This window comes from Flavobacterium endophyticum (genome assembly GCF_003634455.1).
GTDB classification, from domain to species: Bacteria; Bacteroidota; Bacteroidia; order Flavobacteriales; family Flavobacteriaceae; genus Flavobacterium; species Flavobacterium endophyticum.
In genome coordinates, this window is sequence record NZ_RBLC01000005.1 from 22607 (window position 1) to 40032 (window position 17426).

Here is a 17426-nt window from a genome sequence, read left to right on the forward strand (position 1 = left end):
CTCTTAATACTATCTAACTATGAATAACTATTATGAATCTTCTTACCTGACTTGGGAACTAACGCCAAATAAAAACCTTGAATTTATTACAGCGGTTTTTGAACATTTAGAATATCTCGAAGAGAATGAGGTCAATACATGGAAACACGCTGAAACAAGCGACTACTATTTTCAGCAGCGCCCAATCGGCGGCGACAGGCCTTTTCCTATTTTGGATGCCACTCTTTTAGCTACCGACTTGCAAGCCATCCTGTCAAGCCACGACCTAGCTCCTGAAGGAGAAATTGTATTTGTAAAAGACCAGCAGCTGGATAACTACCGGCACCAGATTCAAGAGGCCAGCTGTTTCAGCAATCCATCCTATGCTATTTTCTTTAGTTCAGAAAACAACATAGTAAAACGCATCTGGTTTGATTATGATGAAGGGCATTCCGTAGAAAGCAACAGGTTGGCTATGGCTGGGCTATTGCATCATCTGGGCGAAAAGTACGCGCTTGTTTTGGTAGATTGGTATGAGAAACGGGCGATTGACTTATCCAACAAAGAAGCGACGCTTCAGTACCTAAAAGATACTTCGCCCAAAACGGTATAGCATCGCTGGTTCGTAGATTGCGAAAGAACTTCATCGTATGCCACAGCAGTTGGTCTAAAAGCACCCTAATAATGTCCCGATTGCACCTCCCGCGGGAGTAACTATCTCGCTACCTTTGGATTGTAATCAACTAATACAGACAACAATGAGAAAGATCCGAATTTTTGAACACATCTCGCTAGATGGTGTCATAGAACATGATGGAGATTATGCGTATGGTGCCTGGACGACGCCGTATCGGAGTCCTGCCGGAGCAACGATGCTCTTTGAAGCCTACGGCCCAAACTTTGACCTGCTGCTTGGCCGCCATACCTACGATATATTTAGCGGCTTTTGGCCGAATGCTGGAGATTTCCCTATGGCAAATGCCATAAACGCGGCAACCAAGTACGTCGCCACGCATAGGCCCGACGGCTTAGAATGGGGCCCTGTAAAGAGTCTAGGCGAAAACCTTGTAGGAGCGATTCGCGACCTCAAGGCAACGAGCGGTCCCGACTTTATTGTCGTAGGAAGCTCAACGCTTACGTCGATGCTGCTTGACAACGGACTGGCAGACGAGGTGGTGCTTATTACCTACCCTGTCTTGCTTGGCAACGGCAAACGCTTGCTGTCTGACAGCATTAATGCCCAAGAACTTGCTTTTGTAGACTCAAAAGCGACACCTACGGGCTTGCTAATCAATACCTACAAACATCTGGGGCCGTTAAAAAAATAATCTTCTGCCAGACCCAAAAGCACTGCCATATCGATTGCAAAAGCGGCTTTGATCGATAGTGATGTAGAAATGATGTAAACTATATTGCCTAAAATATAAAGACAACCCGTACCGAATCCCCTAATTTTGTTTCACCGGATGGGGGTCCGGGGATGAGGGAGAATTGTTTTAAAGTTAAAAAAGGATAGCGTCTTGCTATCCTTTTTTTATTGGTGTCGTAGCAAGCCTGCCTAAAAATCAAAAAAATACGTCTTTACATTCCCTTTTTCGTCCTTTTTTTGCCCCTTTTGAGCCAAGGCAAAAAAACAGTTACACCGTAAAACTGACCAGTTACGCCCGTATTTGACCACTTATTACTTTTCGGTTGCGTTTTTACCATCGAACTTTTAGTATTGTATCCAGAAAACAGAAGCTTCTAGCTGCTGCTTTGCTGTCGAAAGACCGTATAGAAAGGGTTCGGTATAATGAGCAGGAGGTTCGGCCCTATAGCCCGTCGGTTTAGGGCTGCATCGGTCGGATGCAGGAACGCATCAGGCGCTTGTGGTACAACATCGGTCAGGTGCTATACTATATCCCGCCCGTTCCAGACGGTATCTGATGGAATGCTGTACAGCATCGAGCCGGTTTCATACCGCATCGAGCTCCTATCAGACAGTATCTGCCACAAGGCGATACAGCACCGGGCAGATACGATAGCGCACCGAGCAGATGCAGGATAGGTTTCTGGCAAATGCAGACAGCATCTTTAGGGATGCTATAGCACTCGGGGCGGCTGCAATAAAGCATTTCTGTGGATTTTTTATGGAGTTTCAGGCTTTTTATGCCTATCTCAATAATGTCTAATTTTAAATTTAATCTTTATGTCAAGAATCAAGATTATTACCTCGTTCGGCAGGTATAATGATGCCAACCTGGAGCAAAAAGCAGAGCTTATTGCAGACAGCATGACCAACAATCCTCATTTTGAAGATCCGGTGCCGGCTATTGCCGAACTTAAGGAAGCGACTATTGCTTTTGATGAAGCCATTATCAAGGCAAAAGAAGGCGGAAAGAGAGAACAGCTCAGGCGAGACGACAAACGAAAAGAATTGATCGTTCTCCTCGACAAGCTGGCGCTGTATGTGCACATGAAAGCCGACGGAGACAACTCGGCTTTGGCAAGCTCGGGCTTTACGCTCAGCAAGATACCCGAAGCGATAGGCATCTTATCGAAGCCGCAAAACTTTATGGTGCGTGCCGAAAACGCCGGTTCTATAAAACTGAGCATCAAGACCATTCGCGGTGCCAAAAGCTACCAGTACGAATACCGCAAAAAAGGAGAAACAATCTGGCAAATCTGGGTACATACCAAAACCACGCTCCTCCTTACAAACCTCGAAAGCGGCCAGCAGTACGAATTTAGGATAGCCGCTATAGGCGCTGCAATGCAGCGGGTTTATAGTGATGTGATAAGCAGCTATGTACTGTAGTTAGTTGATAGTGGAAAGTTATTAGTTATTAGTTTTTAGGGGAAAGTGGATAGTTGGATTTGATATTTAGGATTTTTGATTTTAGATTTATGAGTTATGATGTATGATTTTAGATTTATGATTTTGGATTTATGAGTTGTGACTGCGGATAAATAAATTTGTTTATTTAAAGCTTTCCACTTTTCCACTTTCTAACTTTACAACTTTCCATCATCAAACAAAAATCTAAAATCAAAAATCCCAAATATCAAATCCAACTATCCACTTTCCCCTAAAAACTAATAACTAATAACTTTCCACTATAAACTAAAAACTAAAAACTATCAACTATAAACTATCAACTAATAACTATCAACTAAAAACTATCCCCTATAAACTATTTTCCCTCTTCCACACACGATGATTCCCCATCGCTTCAATAAAGTCCTGCGGGAGGTTGCTTTTTGGTACTTCGTTCGTGAATACGCCATTTTCTTTGCTGTTTTCGTCGGACAGCTTTAGTATAAAGTTGGTATGGTTTAGAAGCGTTATCCCTTCCTTATCGGCAGCTATGGCCTTGCAGTGCTTGTAGGCGTCGTTTAGGAACTCGATGGCTTTTTCTTCTTTGCCCAGTGCCTCTGCGCTTGCTTTTCCGGCCGGTATGAATACGGCATCAAACAATACGGATGAGACGGTGAGCAGGTTATGGTCTACTTTTATCTTTTTAGTATCGCTGCCTGTAATGGCCGTGGCATTGGTGCCTATGATTTTAACGACTGCTTTTTCTTTTTCTAAGGCGGCTTTCATGGCGTTTATCGATTGCGAATCGACACCGTCGGAACATAAAAAGGCTACCACGCGCGACTCGATTGTTTTGGAATTGGTCTTATTGTTAATCATGCTCAAGGCATCAGACTTTTGGACAGCTGCCTTTACGGCTTTAGGTTCGTGCTTGTTTTGGTCGGCATCGGCGCCGATACCTTTGTTCATCGGTTTTTCTGGCTTGTCCGGAACGGCAATTCCTAGGTTTGCTGCCACTTTTTGCGCCAGCCCTTTATCTACCTGCGAAAGCAACCCAAGCATTCGGGTACGAATTTCTGGGGTTTCTACCTTGCTCAGCTCAAAGCGAAAGGCATTGATGATATGCTGCTGTTCTACCTCGGTCTGGCTCTCAAAAAACAGCTTCGCCTGGCTGAAATGATCGGAAAAGCTCTCGCTCCTCTCTCTTACCTTGCGGGCATCGATCCTTTCGTTAAAGCTTGCAAAGCCGCCTTCGGCAATCTTTGCCTGATAGGGACAGCCTCCTCCTAGCGAGTTTGGAAAATAACTTACCCTGCCCGTATTGATTTCTTGTCGCATGTGTCCGTCGCGCTGGTTGTTGTGCATCGGAGCAATCGTCCTGTTGATAGGAATCTCGTGGAAGTTAGGGCTTCCTAGTCTGGACAGCTGCGTATCGGTATACGAAAACAGCCTGCCCTGAAGCAAAGGATCGTTTGTGAAATCGATTCCAGGAACGACGTGCCCTGGGTGGAAAGCCACCTGTTCGGTTTCTGCAAAGAAATTATCAGGGTTCCTGTTGAGCACCATTTTTCCGATAATGGTAACGGGAACCAGTTCTTCTGGAACTAGCTTGGTAGGGTCTAACAGATCAAAATCATACTTGTGCTCGTCGGCTTCAGGTATAACCTGCACTCCCAGCTCCCATTCCGGAAAGCTTCCGTTTTCGATAGCTTCCCATAGGTCGCGGCGGTGAAAGTCAGGATCATTGCCTGAAATCTTTACGGCCTCATCCCAGACAACGGCATGCGTCCCTAATTTCGGTTTCCAATGGAACTTGACGAAATTCGATTTGTTGTTCTTATCGATCAATCGGAAGGTATGGACTCCGAAGCCTTCCATCATTCGATAGCTTCTCGGAATCGCCCTGTCTGACATTGCCCACATGACCATGTGCATCGATTCTGGCATCAGCGAGATAAAATCCCAAAAGGTATCGTGTGCTGAGGCGGCCTGCGGAATTTCGTTATGAGGTTCTGGCTTTACGGCATGGATAAGGTCTGGAAACTTCGAGGCGTCTTGAATAAAAAAGACGGGTATGTTGTTTCCGACCAAATCGAAATTGCCTTCTTCGGTATAAAACTTGACGGCAAAGCCTCTTACGTCTCTTGCCAAATCTGTAGAGCCGCGAAAGCCGGCTACTGTCGAAAAGCGCACAAAAACAGGCGTGATGGCATTGGGGTCTTGCAGGAATCCTGCTTTAGAATAGGTACTGGCATCTGCATTGGGCTGAAAGTAGCCGTGTGCGGCAGAACCTCTGGCGTGAACGATGCGTTCTGGTATGCGCTCATGGTCAAAATGCGTGATTTTTTCCCTAAGGATAAAGTCTTCCAAGAGCGAAGGTCCGCGCTCCCCTGCTTTAAGGCTGTTGTTGTCGTCGTTGATCTTGACTCCCTGGTCTGTGGTCATGAATTGATCGGTGCCATCTGATTTATTTTTGGCTAAATCGTGCTGCTTCTTATTTTCTGCACCGTCCGAATTGGCGTCATTTTTTTTCATAATCCTGGTTTATTTAGTTTTGTTTGCTCTTACTATAAAGTTGGGGTTTTTAACTGTCTCTTTCTTTATAGCATTCTCGACAAAAATTGCAGGATTTGGTAGCTATTGCAATCGCTTCATTTCTAATGCATTTAGTATTCCGGCCGAACTCGCCGTATTATTAAAATAAACAAAGAAGGTCTCGACACCGCTCTTTTTGATTTCATCATGCACTTTCTCGAGTTCTTCTTTGCTGTAGCTGGAATAAAACAATTTCTGGCTGCCGTGGAATCGCAGGTATCCGACACTCGAAGTCTTGATAATACCTTCCGGCAGTTTCGGATAGCGAACGTTGCAAAAGACGGCCTTGCTTTTTGAAAAGGCATCGAAGACTTGGCTGTTCCACCAGCTTTCGTTGCGAAACTCTATCACGTTCTTGAATTCGGGCTTTAGGTATCCTAAAATCAGTTGAAGCCTTTCTTCGGTATAGGTGAAACTTGGCGGCAGTTGGAATAATACGCAACCTAATTTGTCTTTTAATCCAGCACTGCAGACGGCATAGAAATCTTCAATGAGCGCTTCGCAGTCGGCAAACTTTTGGATGTGGGTAATCTGTTTGGGAGCCTTTACGGAGAATGTGAATTCTTCTGGACTCTTTTCGTACCACGATTGGAGGCTCTTGACGGTCGGAAACCTATAAAATGTAGCATTGAGCTCATAGGTAGCGAAATGCTGGCAGTAGAATTGAAACCATTTGCTTTTGGGCAGGTCTTCTGGATAGAATAGGCCTTTCCATTCTGCCGTGTTGTAGCTTGAACAGCCTATTATTATCTTTTCTTTTTTCATTGGTGCAGTATCTGACAGTTCTCGCAGAAAAAGCTCCTGCGCTTTTTGACTCCGGTATGTTTCTTGAGTATCGGAAGGTCGCACCGTAGGCATTGGGTTTTGGTATGTGCCAGCCAGTGCTTCTTGAGCTCGTAGTTTTTTTTCCAGTCTAGGAATTGAAAGCTATAGTTGCGGGCTTCCTCAACAAGCTCATTGATTTTTTTCTTGGGAATCTTTCCCACCAGCGATTCGGGATGGATGCGGACTCTATATAAGACCTCATTCTTGATTATGTTTCCCACGCCTGCAAAGATCTCTTGTTCGAGCAAGGCATCGCAGATTAGCTTATTGGGAATTTCTTTCAGTTTTTCTTTCGCTTTTTTCGGATCCCAGCTTTCATTCATCACATCGGCGCTCCAATCGTAATGGGAATTGATGTCGCCCTCCAGAAACTTTATCGAACAGGAATACAAATTGATTTCGCCGTTCGGGAAGGTAAGATTCAACCGTACGGGCGACTCTTTGGTTTCATTGATGCGGTAGGTTCCGAATAGCAGGAAATGGATGCGCAGCGTAAAGTCTTCGAAGCAGACCAGAAAATGTTTTCCCCAGCTCCGAAAAGAGATTACTTTTTGGTGCAGCAGCCGGGATTGGTCGATTTTGCTGTTTCCAAAAACAGCAATGATCTCTTTCCCCTCAAACTGCTGGACTTCTTCTTTTAGTATGACTATGCTTGGACCTTCTGGCATTATTTCTCGGTATTGCTTTAATGACGTACGCTACTTAAAAGTAAGCCCCTTCCCACAATATACTCTTATATGATTATATCATTTGTTTGTATGTTGTCTGAGGAGGACAAGAAACGGCAATCATGAAACATTTTGAAGGATAAGTATAAGCCCAATCATTTTTTTAGGCAGAAATTAGCTTGCGCCTAATGCAAACACTATGGAAACAACATCAATCATCGGGATATTGGCGGCTTTCTTTACCACAATCGCGAATTTCCCGCAGGCTTATAAAATTATTAAGGAGAAAACAAGCAAGGGCGTGTCGGCAAATACGTATCTCGTATTGCTGACGGGTACTTCTTTATGGGTTATTTATGGAATACTGCAGTCGGATTGGCCGTTGATCATTGCAAATGCCATATCGTCTCTGATAAGCATGATTATCCTCTTCCTGTCTTGGATTTCAGACAAAAAAATAAAGGGTATTCACAAGGCTTTAAAAGTAGATGATAAATAGGGCTAAAGTTTCAGCAGTTCAAAACGGTTGAGCTGCAAGGAGGTTTTGCTGCCATCTGCTTTCTGGAATTCTACGGTTACAGACTCTTTGTCTTTGGTCATGCCTAGAAATTCGCACCAAAGTTCTGGGCTCATTGCCGTCATGTTTACCTCATTGACTTTTAGAATGACGTCGTTTATTGCCATTCCTTTATTTTTAGCTTCAGAACCTTCCCAAATTTCTACCACAACCAATTTGCCGTCTTCTATGAATGGCGTAAATCCAAACGCAAATTCTTTTTCAAGCGGCAGCGTCTGTTTTGGAACGTAGATTTTCGATTTGTCCCAAGAAATGATGATTTCTTTAAATTGCTTCAGGAATTTGTTTCCTATAAGAATCTGGGAGCTTGGACTGACACCTAGCCGCTGGTTTGTCAGCGCTATTTCCCCAAAGTAAAGCGAATCTGCCAAGACAGCTATTTCTTCTTGGTTGTTATTGCCGCTCAGTGAAAAAGAGGCCCTGCCATGGCTCTTTCTTGAAATAGCGGTTTTTGGCAATCTTGACTGCTTGTATACGGTATCTGGAAGATCGATATACTTATTATTTCCGGTGTCAATCAAGGCAGGAAACCGGATGCCTCCTGTAATAAGATGTACTATAGGGCTGCCGGAAAAATTGGGCTCGAAGTCTACTGTATTATACTCAAAGCCTGGCTTTATCTTATCGGTAGAAAAATCGATGGTATGGCTGTCGTAGTTAATCTTCCAGTTGCCAAGCCTCATCATGTTGGTGCCAAAAACGCCATGTATCTTGCTGCAAAATACGGTAGAAAAGGAATCAAGGCTCATTGAGGCACACCCCACCTTTGAAAACGTAACGCCCGATACGCTTAGATTGTCAAGCATAAAAATCGGTGCTTCTGTTTGCACTCCAGCAGCATCAATTAACTTATTTGAGGTCACAGGCTTTAATCCCAACTCTGCGACAAGCTCGGGAGACAGAATGGTTACGGCACCGGTATCGAAAAGAAAATTGTACGTCTTTCCGTTTATCGTAACTGGAATCAGCAATTCGTCATACACGTAATCAAACTTGACAGTAGCATTGAATTTTTTCGGATTGGCTTCGACTGTAAAAAGGTATTTGTCGCGTCTTATCTTTCCTTCTTTGATTTCTTGCTTGGATTGGGCAAAAGCAATTGTGGTAAACAGAAATAATGCTAATCGTTTCATCATCTTAAAAGTGAGTTTACACAAAAATAGGAATCGAAAATTGATTATGAGGGATTCAAGAAAAAATATTTAGGTAGTTGGTAGTGGATAGTTTATAGTTGTTAGTGGATAGTGGATAGTTGGGTTTGGAAATGTTTTTGGTTTTATAGGAATGCTTGCCTTTGCTTGTAGGTTGCTGCCCTACTACCCCTACTTTCAACTTTACGACTTTATGACTTTACAACTTTATGACTTTACAACTTTCAACTATAAACTATCCACTACCAACTATCCACTATCCACTAACAACTATCTACTCGCTGGAAGTTGCCAAAAATAATCCGGATTATGCGTAATGATATTGCCCTTCAAATAACGGTTATCTTCATCATAGCCGGAAGGAGTCAAAGAGATATATTGCAGGTCTTTATCGTTGTTTCGGTACCTGCTCTCGGTATTAAACTGGCTCTTGTTGGTGCATTGAATCCAATACAAGTTTTTCGCCATATAATAGTCAAGATACCATTCTTTAGTTCGTTCGGTTTCTTTATTCAGCTTGAGCGGCTGGTTGTTCTTTAGGCGTTCTCTAACTTCTTCAATGCTTAGCAGGGTACCTTTATCATCGGTGACATAAATACCGTGCGACGGATCCATCCAAAGCCATTTGTTCAAGGTTTCGGAATAGACGCAATTGATAACATGGCAGTCTTGATCGTTTTGGTCTTTTGGCATACAGGTTACGTAGCGGGACTTGAATCCCATGGCCAGATACATTTCGTTAAGCGTCATGGCTTTATGCCTGCAGTTAATGCCTTTACCGGTAGCTTTGTGGTAGTTATAAAAGTCAATGGCATCAAACTCGCACAAGGCCCAATTAGAGCCGTCATATTTGATGCTTTTGGTAGCATACAGCATGATGTTGATTATCTTCGATACTTCGTTGCCATTGCCTGCTATAGAATCTAGGTTGAAATACTGTCGTACTTCTTTTAGATTATGGTGTGCTGTATCCTGGTACCAAAAATCAGGCAAGGAATCCTTACGTTCCGTACGATAATTGCCCGACTGTTGAAGAATATAAAGCATGTCATACTGCTTTATCTGGTTTAAAAAGGCAATAAACTTTTTGTCTGTCCTGATGTTGTCTAAATCACTGTCTGTTTTTACATGCTGGTATTCGGTATAGCCCCATTCGATAGCTTTTCCAAAATCAGCTATTGCCTGCTGCTTCTGATGGAGCAAGGAACGCGTACAGGCCAGATTGTAATAGACATTGGCTTTGATTCTTTTGATAGTGGGCTGAAATTCTTTCTTTTCATTCTCTGATAGTTTTAGGTTATCAGTAGCTGCAATCATTTCTTTTAATAACGATTCCGTCTGCTTGTAATCTTTAGCTTGGTACTGCTTCTGGTATTCGTTTTCTAGTAGCTGAAACCTGGCGGTAAATTCGTTCCATACTTTTGAATTTGCTTGTCCGAATGCTGTTACTGAAGAAAATAAAACGGCTAAAAAAATAAAGGTTATTCTCATATTCCCACTTTTAGAGTTGTTGATGAAGTTTCTATCAAGACGAGATTTTATTTGTTTTGTTACACGCGGTTATGTAAGTTTTCTTTTATATCATATAAATGCTTAAATTAGCAGGTGCTTCGGGCATTCCCATCTACCAAACATCAATCTAGAATAAACTTTTAGGCTATGGAAAAAAGACTACTGTTTTTCTGTCTGTTGCTACTATCGTGCTATTTAGGCTGGGGGCAATCCTCTGAGCTAAAAAACATTCAGGCCTCTCTTCCTAAAATCAAGGATAGCCTGCGTTATGTAGATGCGCTCAACCGAATGGCCACGCTGCTGTATGAAAAGAATGCAGACAGTACTTTTTATTATACCCGAATGGCTCGCGACATTGCCGAGCGCCACCATTACGAACGCGGCAAGGCCGATGCGATGAACAACCTGGGTATCTTTTTTGATATCAAGGGCAACTTTCAGCTGGCTTTAAAGTATTATAACGAAGGATACACGGGCTATAAGAAAATGGTAGATTCCGTCAATTCGGTTCAAGCCTTAATGAACATTGCCATGGTCTATCAAGAAATGGGCAAAGACGATAAGGCAATCCAACGCTACGAACAGGCTTTTAGGCAGGCAAGACAGCTCCGCACGGATTCCATCCGATCTTTGGTTATTTATAACTATTTGCTGTCGTATCCTGCCCGTTTCAGTAGAGATTCGACCCGATATTATATCAATGTTGCCAAACAAATTGCCGCAAAATACAAAGACAAGCGAACGTTGGTAGCTATAGATCAGCTCATAGCCGATGACCTTATCAGCCATGGCAAGCGCGCCGAAGGCTTGGCGTTGCTAGAGCAAACTATTGCGACAGCCATCGATCAAAAGTTATACTATGTGTCAATGGACATGCACATAGATATAGCACAGCAGTTAGAAAAGACCGATCCAGAAAAAAGCGTAACCTATTACAGCCAAGCCTTAGCCATTGCCGAGCACAACGATTACTTATTCTATAGCGAGATCTTAACCCGCAAGCTCTTCGAGTTCTACGATAACCGCGGAGATCATGCCATGGCAGGAAACTACAGCAAAAAGCTCATCGACATCCACGACAAAGAGGCAAAACTAAGCAACCAATCGGGTATCGATTATATCGACTATGCGCTCAAAGACGAACAGGTGAAGGCTTTAGAAGGCCGCTATATGTATCAAGTGGCGTTGACTATATTATCCTGCATTGCTTTTTTGTTGGCTGTTTTTATGATTATTTCCATCCGCAAGCATTTACGCCGCAGCAAACAGCAAAACAACCAGATGAAGGAAGCGTTGTCTGCACTCGAGCAAAGCCAAGCCGACAATACGCGCATGTTGCGCATTGTAGCACACGACCTCCGCAATCCTATGGGAGGCATCTATTCGGTCACTTCTATGATGCTGGAGGAAACCGACAGGCCCGAGGAAGACCAAATCATGCTTGACTTGATCAAGACATCGAGCCAGCATTCGCTTGAGCTGGTGGATAATCTTCTGCAATTGCAGTTTAGCAGCGAAGAACTAAAGAAAGAACCGGTAGATATAGCCGAAATGCTACGATACTGCGTGTCGCTCTTAAACAGCAAGGCAGCAGCCAAAGAACAGCAGCTTAGTTTAGAAGTTATTCCCGCAGTAGTTGCGGCAAGCCGTGAAAAGCTCTGGCGGGTGATCAGCAATCTAATTGCTAATGCTATCAAGTTTAGTCCTAGCGGCACCAGAATCAACGTCAAAATGATACAGAAAGATCACGACATCCGCATATTAGTAAAAGACGAAGGCATTGGCATACCGCCCGAGATGAGCGAAAAGATATTTGATCTTTTCACCGAAGCCAAAAGACCCGGTACTGCAGGCGAGCAGCCTTTTGGTATGGGACTCGCGATTTCAAAGCAGATCGTAGAAGCCCACAAAGGCAGAATTTGGTTTGAAAATAACGAAGCCCGCGGTACTACTTTTATTGTGGATTTGCCTTTCTCTTAAAAAAGAGAAATAGTATACAATTATGAAGGCAGTTCTAAGAGACATACTATAAACAGCTAAATATTCGCATTTTGTCCATGAATATATAATAAAACACCTTTATTCTATAACATACGCCCTGTACTTCTGACGTAAATTAGTAACAAGGCTACCCGCCAGTCTCCCCAGACTACCGTTTCAACTTTTAAATACTAATGTATGGCAAAAGATCAATCCCCCTATAAGATCCTACTCATTCAGGATAACGCCGAAGATTTTCAAATCATGCAAAAAATGTTGCATAAGCGAATCTCTTCCCCGATAATTGTCCATGCAACAGATTTTGAGCAGGCCAAAAACGAATTAGCTCATTCCTCTTTCGATATCACATTTCTCGACTTGGACCTACAAGAAAACAAAGAGCAGGACCTAATCTCAGAAATAGGAAAGGTTATCGACCTCTGCAAAGTCATCGTCCTTTTAGATGAAAAATATAGAGATTATGCCCATGAACTCTTGTCGCTGAATATCTCCGACTACATCATAAAAGGAGAGATGAATTCATGGCTCGTCTACAAAAGCATCGTGCATGCCATAGAAAAAAACAAAATACTCCTTACTTTAAAGGAATCGCGGAAACGATATACCGACCTCTTCCAGCTCAGCCCTATGCCTATGTGGATTTATAATGTAGAGACACTAAAATTCCGTACCGTCAATAATGCCGCAATACGGAAATATGGCTATTCTAAAGAAGAATTCGAAGAGATGACGTTAAAAGACATTCGGCCGGCAGAAGACGTACAAAAACTCGATGAAGCCATCGATTTTTTAAGAAACCACGACAAGCTATTTTCAAGCGGTCTCTACCGCCATCAGAAAAAAGATGGAGAAATCATCTACGTCGAATTAGTCAGCAATATCATCTATATAAGCCATGAAAAACATGTGCTTGTAGCCGCTAATGATATTACAGAACGCGTTCGCTATATCCAAGACATCGAAGAAAAAAACAAAAAACTGCAAGACATTGCCTTCACCCAGTCGCATATTGTCAGGGCGCCGCTTGCCAATATGATGGGCATACTGCATCTCGCCAAGGATATCGATATGAAGTCTCCAGAAGGGACGCAGCTGCTCGAGCATTTCATAACCTGCGGCAACCAGCTCGACAAGAGCATACGCGAAATTGTAGAAAAAGCCAACCAATAGCAAGTTGCCTAGTCGATTGATTGTACCTCTGCATTGCAAAATTTTGTATCTTTCGTCTGCCTCCCTCGGGCCTATCAAAATACATTATCATGCCTTGGAATCCGGAAACATATAATAAATTCAAAGACATACGCTACCGACCTTTCTTTGACCTTGCAGACCTCATAGAGCCCCTTGAAGCAATGAACGCGATTGATATCGGCTGCGGCACAGGCGAACAGACTTCTTTGCTCACACAACGATTTAAAAATTCTAATTTTATTGGAGTAGATTCATCAGCCGAAATGCTTGCAAAATCAAGTCAATATAAGACTGATCGGCTTCATTTCTGCATTGCTACCATAGAAGAAACCGCAGAGCTAGATAAAAGATGGGACCTGCTCTTCAGCAATGCTGCCCTGCAATGGTCAGACCACCATCATCAGCTATTCCCGAAACTAATTGCAATGCTCAATCCAGGCGGACAGATTGCAATCCAAATGCCCGTTCAAAAAGAAAACACGCTCAATCAGATACTGCTTGATCTCGTCGACCAAGAACCTTTTAGGACAGCACTCGGCGGATGGAAAAGGATATCGCCTCTAGTAAGCATAGACGATTACGCACAACTATTCTTTGAAGGCGGCCTGACGAATATCAACATTATGCAAAAAGTATATCCGATCATTACAGAGGATCATGATACGCTCTATGATTTTATTTCAGGTTCCGCCCTGATTCCGTACCTCGAACGTCTCGAAGGCGCCGACCAAGAACTTTTTATCGAAACCTTTAAAAAGAAGATTGCAGCGCATTTTCAAAAACTACCGGCTCTTTATGCCTTCAAGCGAATCCTTCTTTACGGCAAGAAACCCTTATAAATACAAATTATCTTCAAAAAAGTTTTTTTATTGAACACCGTTCATTATATTTGCAATTATAAAAACAGATCATGGGAATCAAAGAGAGAAAAGAAAGAGAAAAGCTTGAAATGAAGGAGATTATCTTGAAAGCCGCCACTGAAATGTTTCTGACGCAAGGCTATGAAAAGACATCCATCCGAGCCATTGCCAGCAAAATCGAATACAGCGTAGGAACCATATACCTTTATTTTCAAGACAAGACCGAGATACTGCACTATATCATGCAGCAAGGTTTTGCCCAGATGAACAAGGATTTTGAAAAGCTGGATACCAATGACGATATTATCTTCTATCTAAAAAGGCTTGGACACATCTATATCGAATTTGCTTTTGACAATCAAGAGTATTATGACCTGATGTTCATTATCAAGAAGCCATTAGAGCTTATCAACAGAAAAAAAGAACAGTGGGGAAGCGGATTGATTGCTTATGATTTCCTGCTGTCTGTAATGAAAAGATGCGTCGAACAAAAAAGAATACGATACGAAGACCCGGAACTCGCTTCACTCGCTATATGGGGCTACCTGCACGGAATAATAGCCTTGCATATTAGAGACCGTTGCAAAATGTTTGAAGAAGTCAACATGAAAGACTTTTTTATACGATCTTTCGACACCTTCGTAGACAGTATTGCAACATAATTTTTAAACAGCCACAATATGCAATAATTTTCTGCGTTAAAATCATGCCGTACCAACGGTATTTTTTTGGCATCATCAATAAACACTGTTCATTTAATAATATGAGTATACTAATAGTTATCATAGTCGCTCGTTGTCTAAAAAAATTTAAACACAAACTAAACACCGCTCATAAAATAAAACCATTTCAATGAAAGCAACTACCACCATCCTAGCCGTAGCAATTTTGGCCATAAGCCCTACCTATGCCCAAAACAATACCGTTGACAGCTACATCCAAAAAGGGCTGAAAGAAAACCTCGCCCTCAAGCAGCAAAATTTCGACCTGCAAAAAGCCTCCTATGCGCTAAAAGAAGCCCGCGGACTCTTCTATCCTACGCTCTCTTTCAGGAGCGACTACTTCTATTCCAGCGGAGGGCGTACCGTTGACTTGCCTCTTGGAGATTTAATGAATCCGGTTTACAGTACTTTAAATCAGCTGACAGGAACCAACAATTTCCAAAACATCGCCAACCAGAAATTCAACCTCAATGCGAATGATTTTTATGACCATAGGTTATCGGTAACTCTTCCTTTGGTCAATGCCGAAATCTACATCAGTAACAAGATCAGGAAAGAAGCCATCAACCAAAAACAAGCTGAAGTCATGGTCTATAAAAGAAGTCTCGTAAAAGACATCAAGACTGCCTACTACAACAGCATCATGGCAAGCAACCAGATCGAAATATTTAAAAACGCGGCAAAGCTGTTGCAGGAAAACTATAAGCTGACCGAATCAAGAGTCAAAAACGGAAAAGCTTTAAAAGGCAATGCGTTGAGAATTCTTTCCGATATCAACGACAATCAGGCAAAATTAGCCGAGGCTGAAAACAACCTGAAAACAGCCAATGCCTATCTTAATTTTTTGACAAATACCGCCCTTACCGACAAGGTAGCGATAGACACGACAGGCTTCCGTTTCTATAAAACACAAATGAAAACGCCATCTTTTGAAACATCCGGCAGAGAAGAAATAACTGCCTTAAAAAGCGCCCTTACGCAAGCAGAATACAATATCAGCCTAGAAAAAGCCTCCTATTTCCCCACTATAAATACGTCCCTAAATCTAGGATACCAAAACAACTACCTCAAGTTCGACCCAGACGACCGCTACCTGACGGGAATCGTTTCGCTCAAATGGGATCTCTTCACAGGCTTCCAGACCCGTAACAGAGTGAAAATTGCCAAAACAGAAGCCACATCGCTAAACACACAGCTTGATGAAACCGAAAAACAATTCCAGCTCCAGCTTACTACCGCCACAAACGAGCTCGATACCGCCGAAGCACAATTCAAGAGCGCGAAAGAAAACCTGCAATCCCTCGAAGAATACTACCGCGAAACCAAGGCAAGATACGACCAAGGACTTGTGCTGTTGGTCGAACTGAACGATGCCTTCACGCAGCTCATCAACGGACAACTGGCATTTGAGCAGTCCAACACCAACGTACTCATCAAACTGGCAGAAGTAGAACGCACCGCTGCCTCTTATCAATTTTAAAACTCAAAAAATAAAAGTATGAAACGATACAAACTTATCCCGTTCATGGCATTCGCCCTAATCGTTGCCTGTGGCAAAAAAGAAACAGCGGCCGTTCAAGACGATGCCATCACAATCAAGACGGCAAAAATCATTACAGAAGAATACGCACGTCCCATTATTTCAAGCGGTATCATTACCTCTGATGTCGAAGCCAACCTATCTTTCAAAGTAGGCGGCATTATAGAAAAGCTATATGTGCAAGAAGGCGACAGAGTTGCAAAAGGACAATTAATCGCCACCCTCAACACGACCGAAATTGCCGCACAGCTGCAGCAGTCCAAAAACGACTACGAAAAAGCACAGCGAAACTATAAGAGAATGGAAAATCTCTACAAAGACAATGCCGCCACTACCGAAGAATTTGAAAACAGCAATACCGCGCTCAGTACTGCACTGCAAGCCTACCAGATTGCAAAATTCAATAAGCAGCATGCTGCCATCTATGCCAACCAATCCGGAAGCGTCATCAAAAAACTGATGAACGAAGGCGAAATTGCCAACGCAGGAACAGCCGTCTATACCATCAATTCCACCAACAACAACGATTGGGTAATCCGACTAGGATTGTCTGACAAAGATTGGGTAAAGCTAAAAAAAGGAGACAAAGCCACCATCTCCGCCGATGCTTATGGCGAAAAGGAATTTGAAGCCGTAGTTTCAGAAATAGGCGTAGGTGCCAATCCAGAAACCGGAACCTTCTCTGTCAAGCTGAAAATCAATCCGCAAGATGCTAAATTCGCCAACGGATTAGCAGCAAAAGTCAAGATTCATCCCTCAAATAAAGAACTCCTGCAATTCATTCCAAGTGCGGCCATAGTTGAAGCGAACGAAAATTCAGGAACAGTCTACTCCCTTGAGCCAGACGGAAAGACCATAAAACAGCACAAGATAAAAATTGCCTTCACAGAAAACGACCGCATAGCCGTGAGCTCCGGATTAGAAAACACGACAACTGTCATTACCGACGGTTCTGCCTATCTCCTGCCCGACTCCAAAATCAAACTCTCAGGAACCAAATAATATGAC

At 42.9% G+C, this 17426-nt stretch carries 15 protein-coding genes; 10 read left to right on the forward strand and 5 right to left on the reverse strand.

Features of this window, described 5'->3' with window-relative positions:
- The first annotated feature begins 19 nt into the window (after window positions 1-19).
- The 3 genes from CLV94_RS14685 (at window position 20) to CLV94_RS14695 (ending at window position 2776) form a co-directional block, all read left to right on the forward strand.
- Window positions 20-592, forward strand: a complete 573-nt coding sequence (locus CLV94_RS14685) for a hypothetical protein (RefSeq protein WP_121377267.1) — start codon at window positions 20-22, stop codon at window positions 590-592.
- Window positions 593-737: 145 nt separating this feature from the next.
- Complete coding sequence (locus CLV94_RS14690) at window positions 738-1307, forward strand: dihydrofolate reductase family protein (RefSeq protein ID WP_121377268.1); 570 nt, start codon at window positions 738-740, stop codon at window positions 1305-1307.
- 860 nt (window positions 1308-2167) lie between these two features.
- Window positions 2168-2776, forward strand: coding sequence for a fibronectin type III domain-containing protein (locus CLV94_RS14695; protein ID WP_121377269.1), 609 nt, complete (start codon window positions 2168-2170; stop codon window positions 2774-2776).
- A 369-nt stretch (window positions 2777-3145) separates the two neighbouring features.
- On the opposite strand, the gene CLV94_RS14700 is transcribed toward CLV94_RS14695, so the two are convergent.
- From CLV94_RS14700 to CLV94_RS14710, 3 genes are all read right to left on the reverse strand, one after another.
- Entirely contained in the window at window positions 3146-5311 is a 2166-nt protein-coding gene (locus CLV94_RS14700) for a catalase (protein ID WP_121377270.1), read from the reverse strand.
- A 102-nt stretch (window positions 5312-5413) separates the two neighbouring features.
- A complete protein-coding gene (locus tag CLV94_RS14705; RefSeq protein WP_121377271.1) occupies window positions 5414-6136 on the reverse strand; it encodes a DUF72 domain-containing protein in 723 nt (240 codons plus the stop codon).
- Window positions 6133-6864 (reverse strand): endonuclease, encoded by a 732-nt coding sequence (locus tag CLV94_RS14710; RefSeq protein WP_121377272.1) that lies wholly within the window; start codon window positions 6862-6864, stop codon window positions 6133-6135. Before CLV94_RS14710 ends, CLV94_RS14705 begins: the two co-directional genes overlap by 4 nt.
- Before the next feature lie 199 nt (window positions 6865-7063).
- On the opposite strand from CLV94_RS14710, the gene CLV94_RS14715 reads away from it, so the two are divergent.
- Entirely contained in the window at window positions 7064-7363 is a 300-nt protein-coding gene (locus CLV94_RS14715) for a SemiSWEET family sugar transporter (RefSeq protein WP_121377273.1), read from the forward strand.
- 2 nt (window positions 7364-7365) lie between these two features.
- Here CLV94_RS14715 and CLV94_RS14720 read toward each other — a convergent pair whose 3' ends face one another.
- Window positions 7366-8577 (reverse strand): aspartyl protease family protein, encoded by a 1212-nt coding sequence (locus CLV94_RS14720; protein ID WP_121377274.1) that lies wholly within the window; start codon window positions 8575-8577, stop codon window positions 7366-7368.
- 285 nt (window positions 8578-8862) lie between these two features.
- The gene (locus CLV94_RS14725; RefSeq protein WP_121377275.1) at window positions 8863-10083 is read right to left on the reverse strand and encodes a transglutaminase-like domain-containing protein; all 1221 of its coding nucleotides are present in this window, start codon (window positions 10081-10083) and stop codon (window positions 8863-8865) included.
- Window positions 10084-10251: 168 nt separating this feature from the next.
- Here CLV94_RS14725 and CLV94_RS14730 point away from each other — a divergent pair, with 168 nt between their 5' ends.
- From CLV94_RS14730 to CLV94_RS14755, 6 genes are all read left to right on the forward strand, one after another.
- Entirely contained in the window at window positions 10252-12084 is a 1833-nt protein-coding gene (locus CLV94_RS14730) for an ATP-binding protein (protein WP_121377276.1), read from the forward strand.
- A 198-nt stretch (window positions 12085-12282) separates the two neighbouring features.
- On the forward strand, window positions 12283-13275 hold the full coding sequence (locus CLV94_RS14735; RefSeq protein WP_121377277.1) for a PAS domain S-box protein: 993 nt from the start codon (window positions 12283-12285) through the stop codon (window positions 13273-13275).
- Between the two features lie 89 nt (window positions 13276-13364).
- Window positions 13365-14135, forward strand: coding sequence for a methyltransferase domain-containing protein (locus CLV94_RS14740; RefSeq protein WP_121377278.1), 771 nt, complete (start codon window positions 13365-13367; stop codon window positions 14133-14135).
- A 71-nt stretch (window positions 14136-14206) separates the two neighbouring features.
- Window positions 14207-14818 carry a TetR/AcrR family transcriptional regulator gene (locus tag CLV94_RS14745; protein WP_121377279.1) on the forward strand — a complete coding sequence of 204 codons (612 nt, stop codon included), beginning with the start codon at window positions 14207-14209 and terminating at the stop codon, window positions 14816-14818.
- A gap of 190 nt (window positions 14819-15008) precedes the next feature.
- A complete protein-coding gene (locus tag CLV94_RS14750; RefSeq protein ID WP_121377280.1) occupies window positions 15009-16358 on the forward strand; it encodes a TolC family protein in 1350 nt (449 codons plus the stop codon).
- 18 nt (window positions 16359-16376) lie between these two features.
- Window positions 16377-17420, forward strand: a complete 1044-nt coding sequence (locus CLV94_RS14755; protein ID WP_121377281.1) for an efflux RND transporter periplasmic adaptor subunit — start codon at window positions 16377-16379, stop codon at window positions 17418-17420.
- Window positions 17421-17426 lie beyond the last annotated feature (6 nt).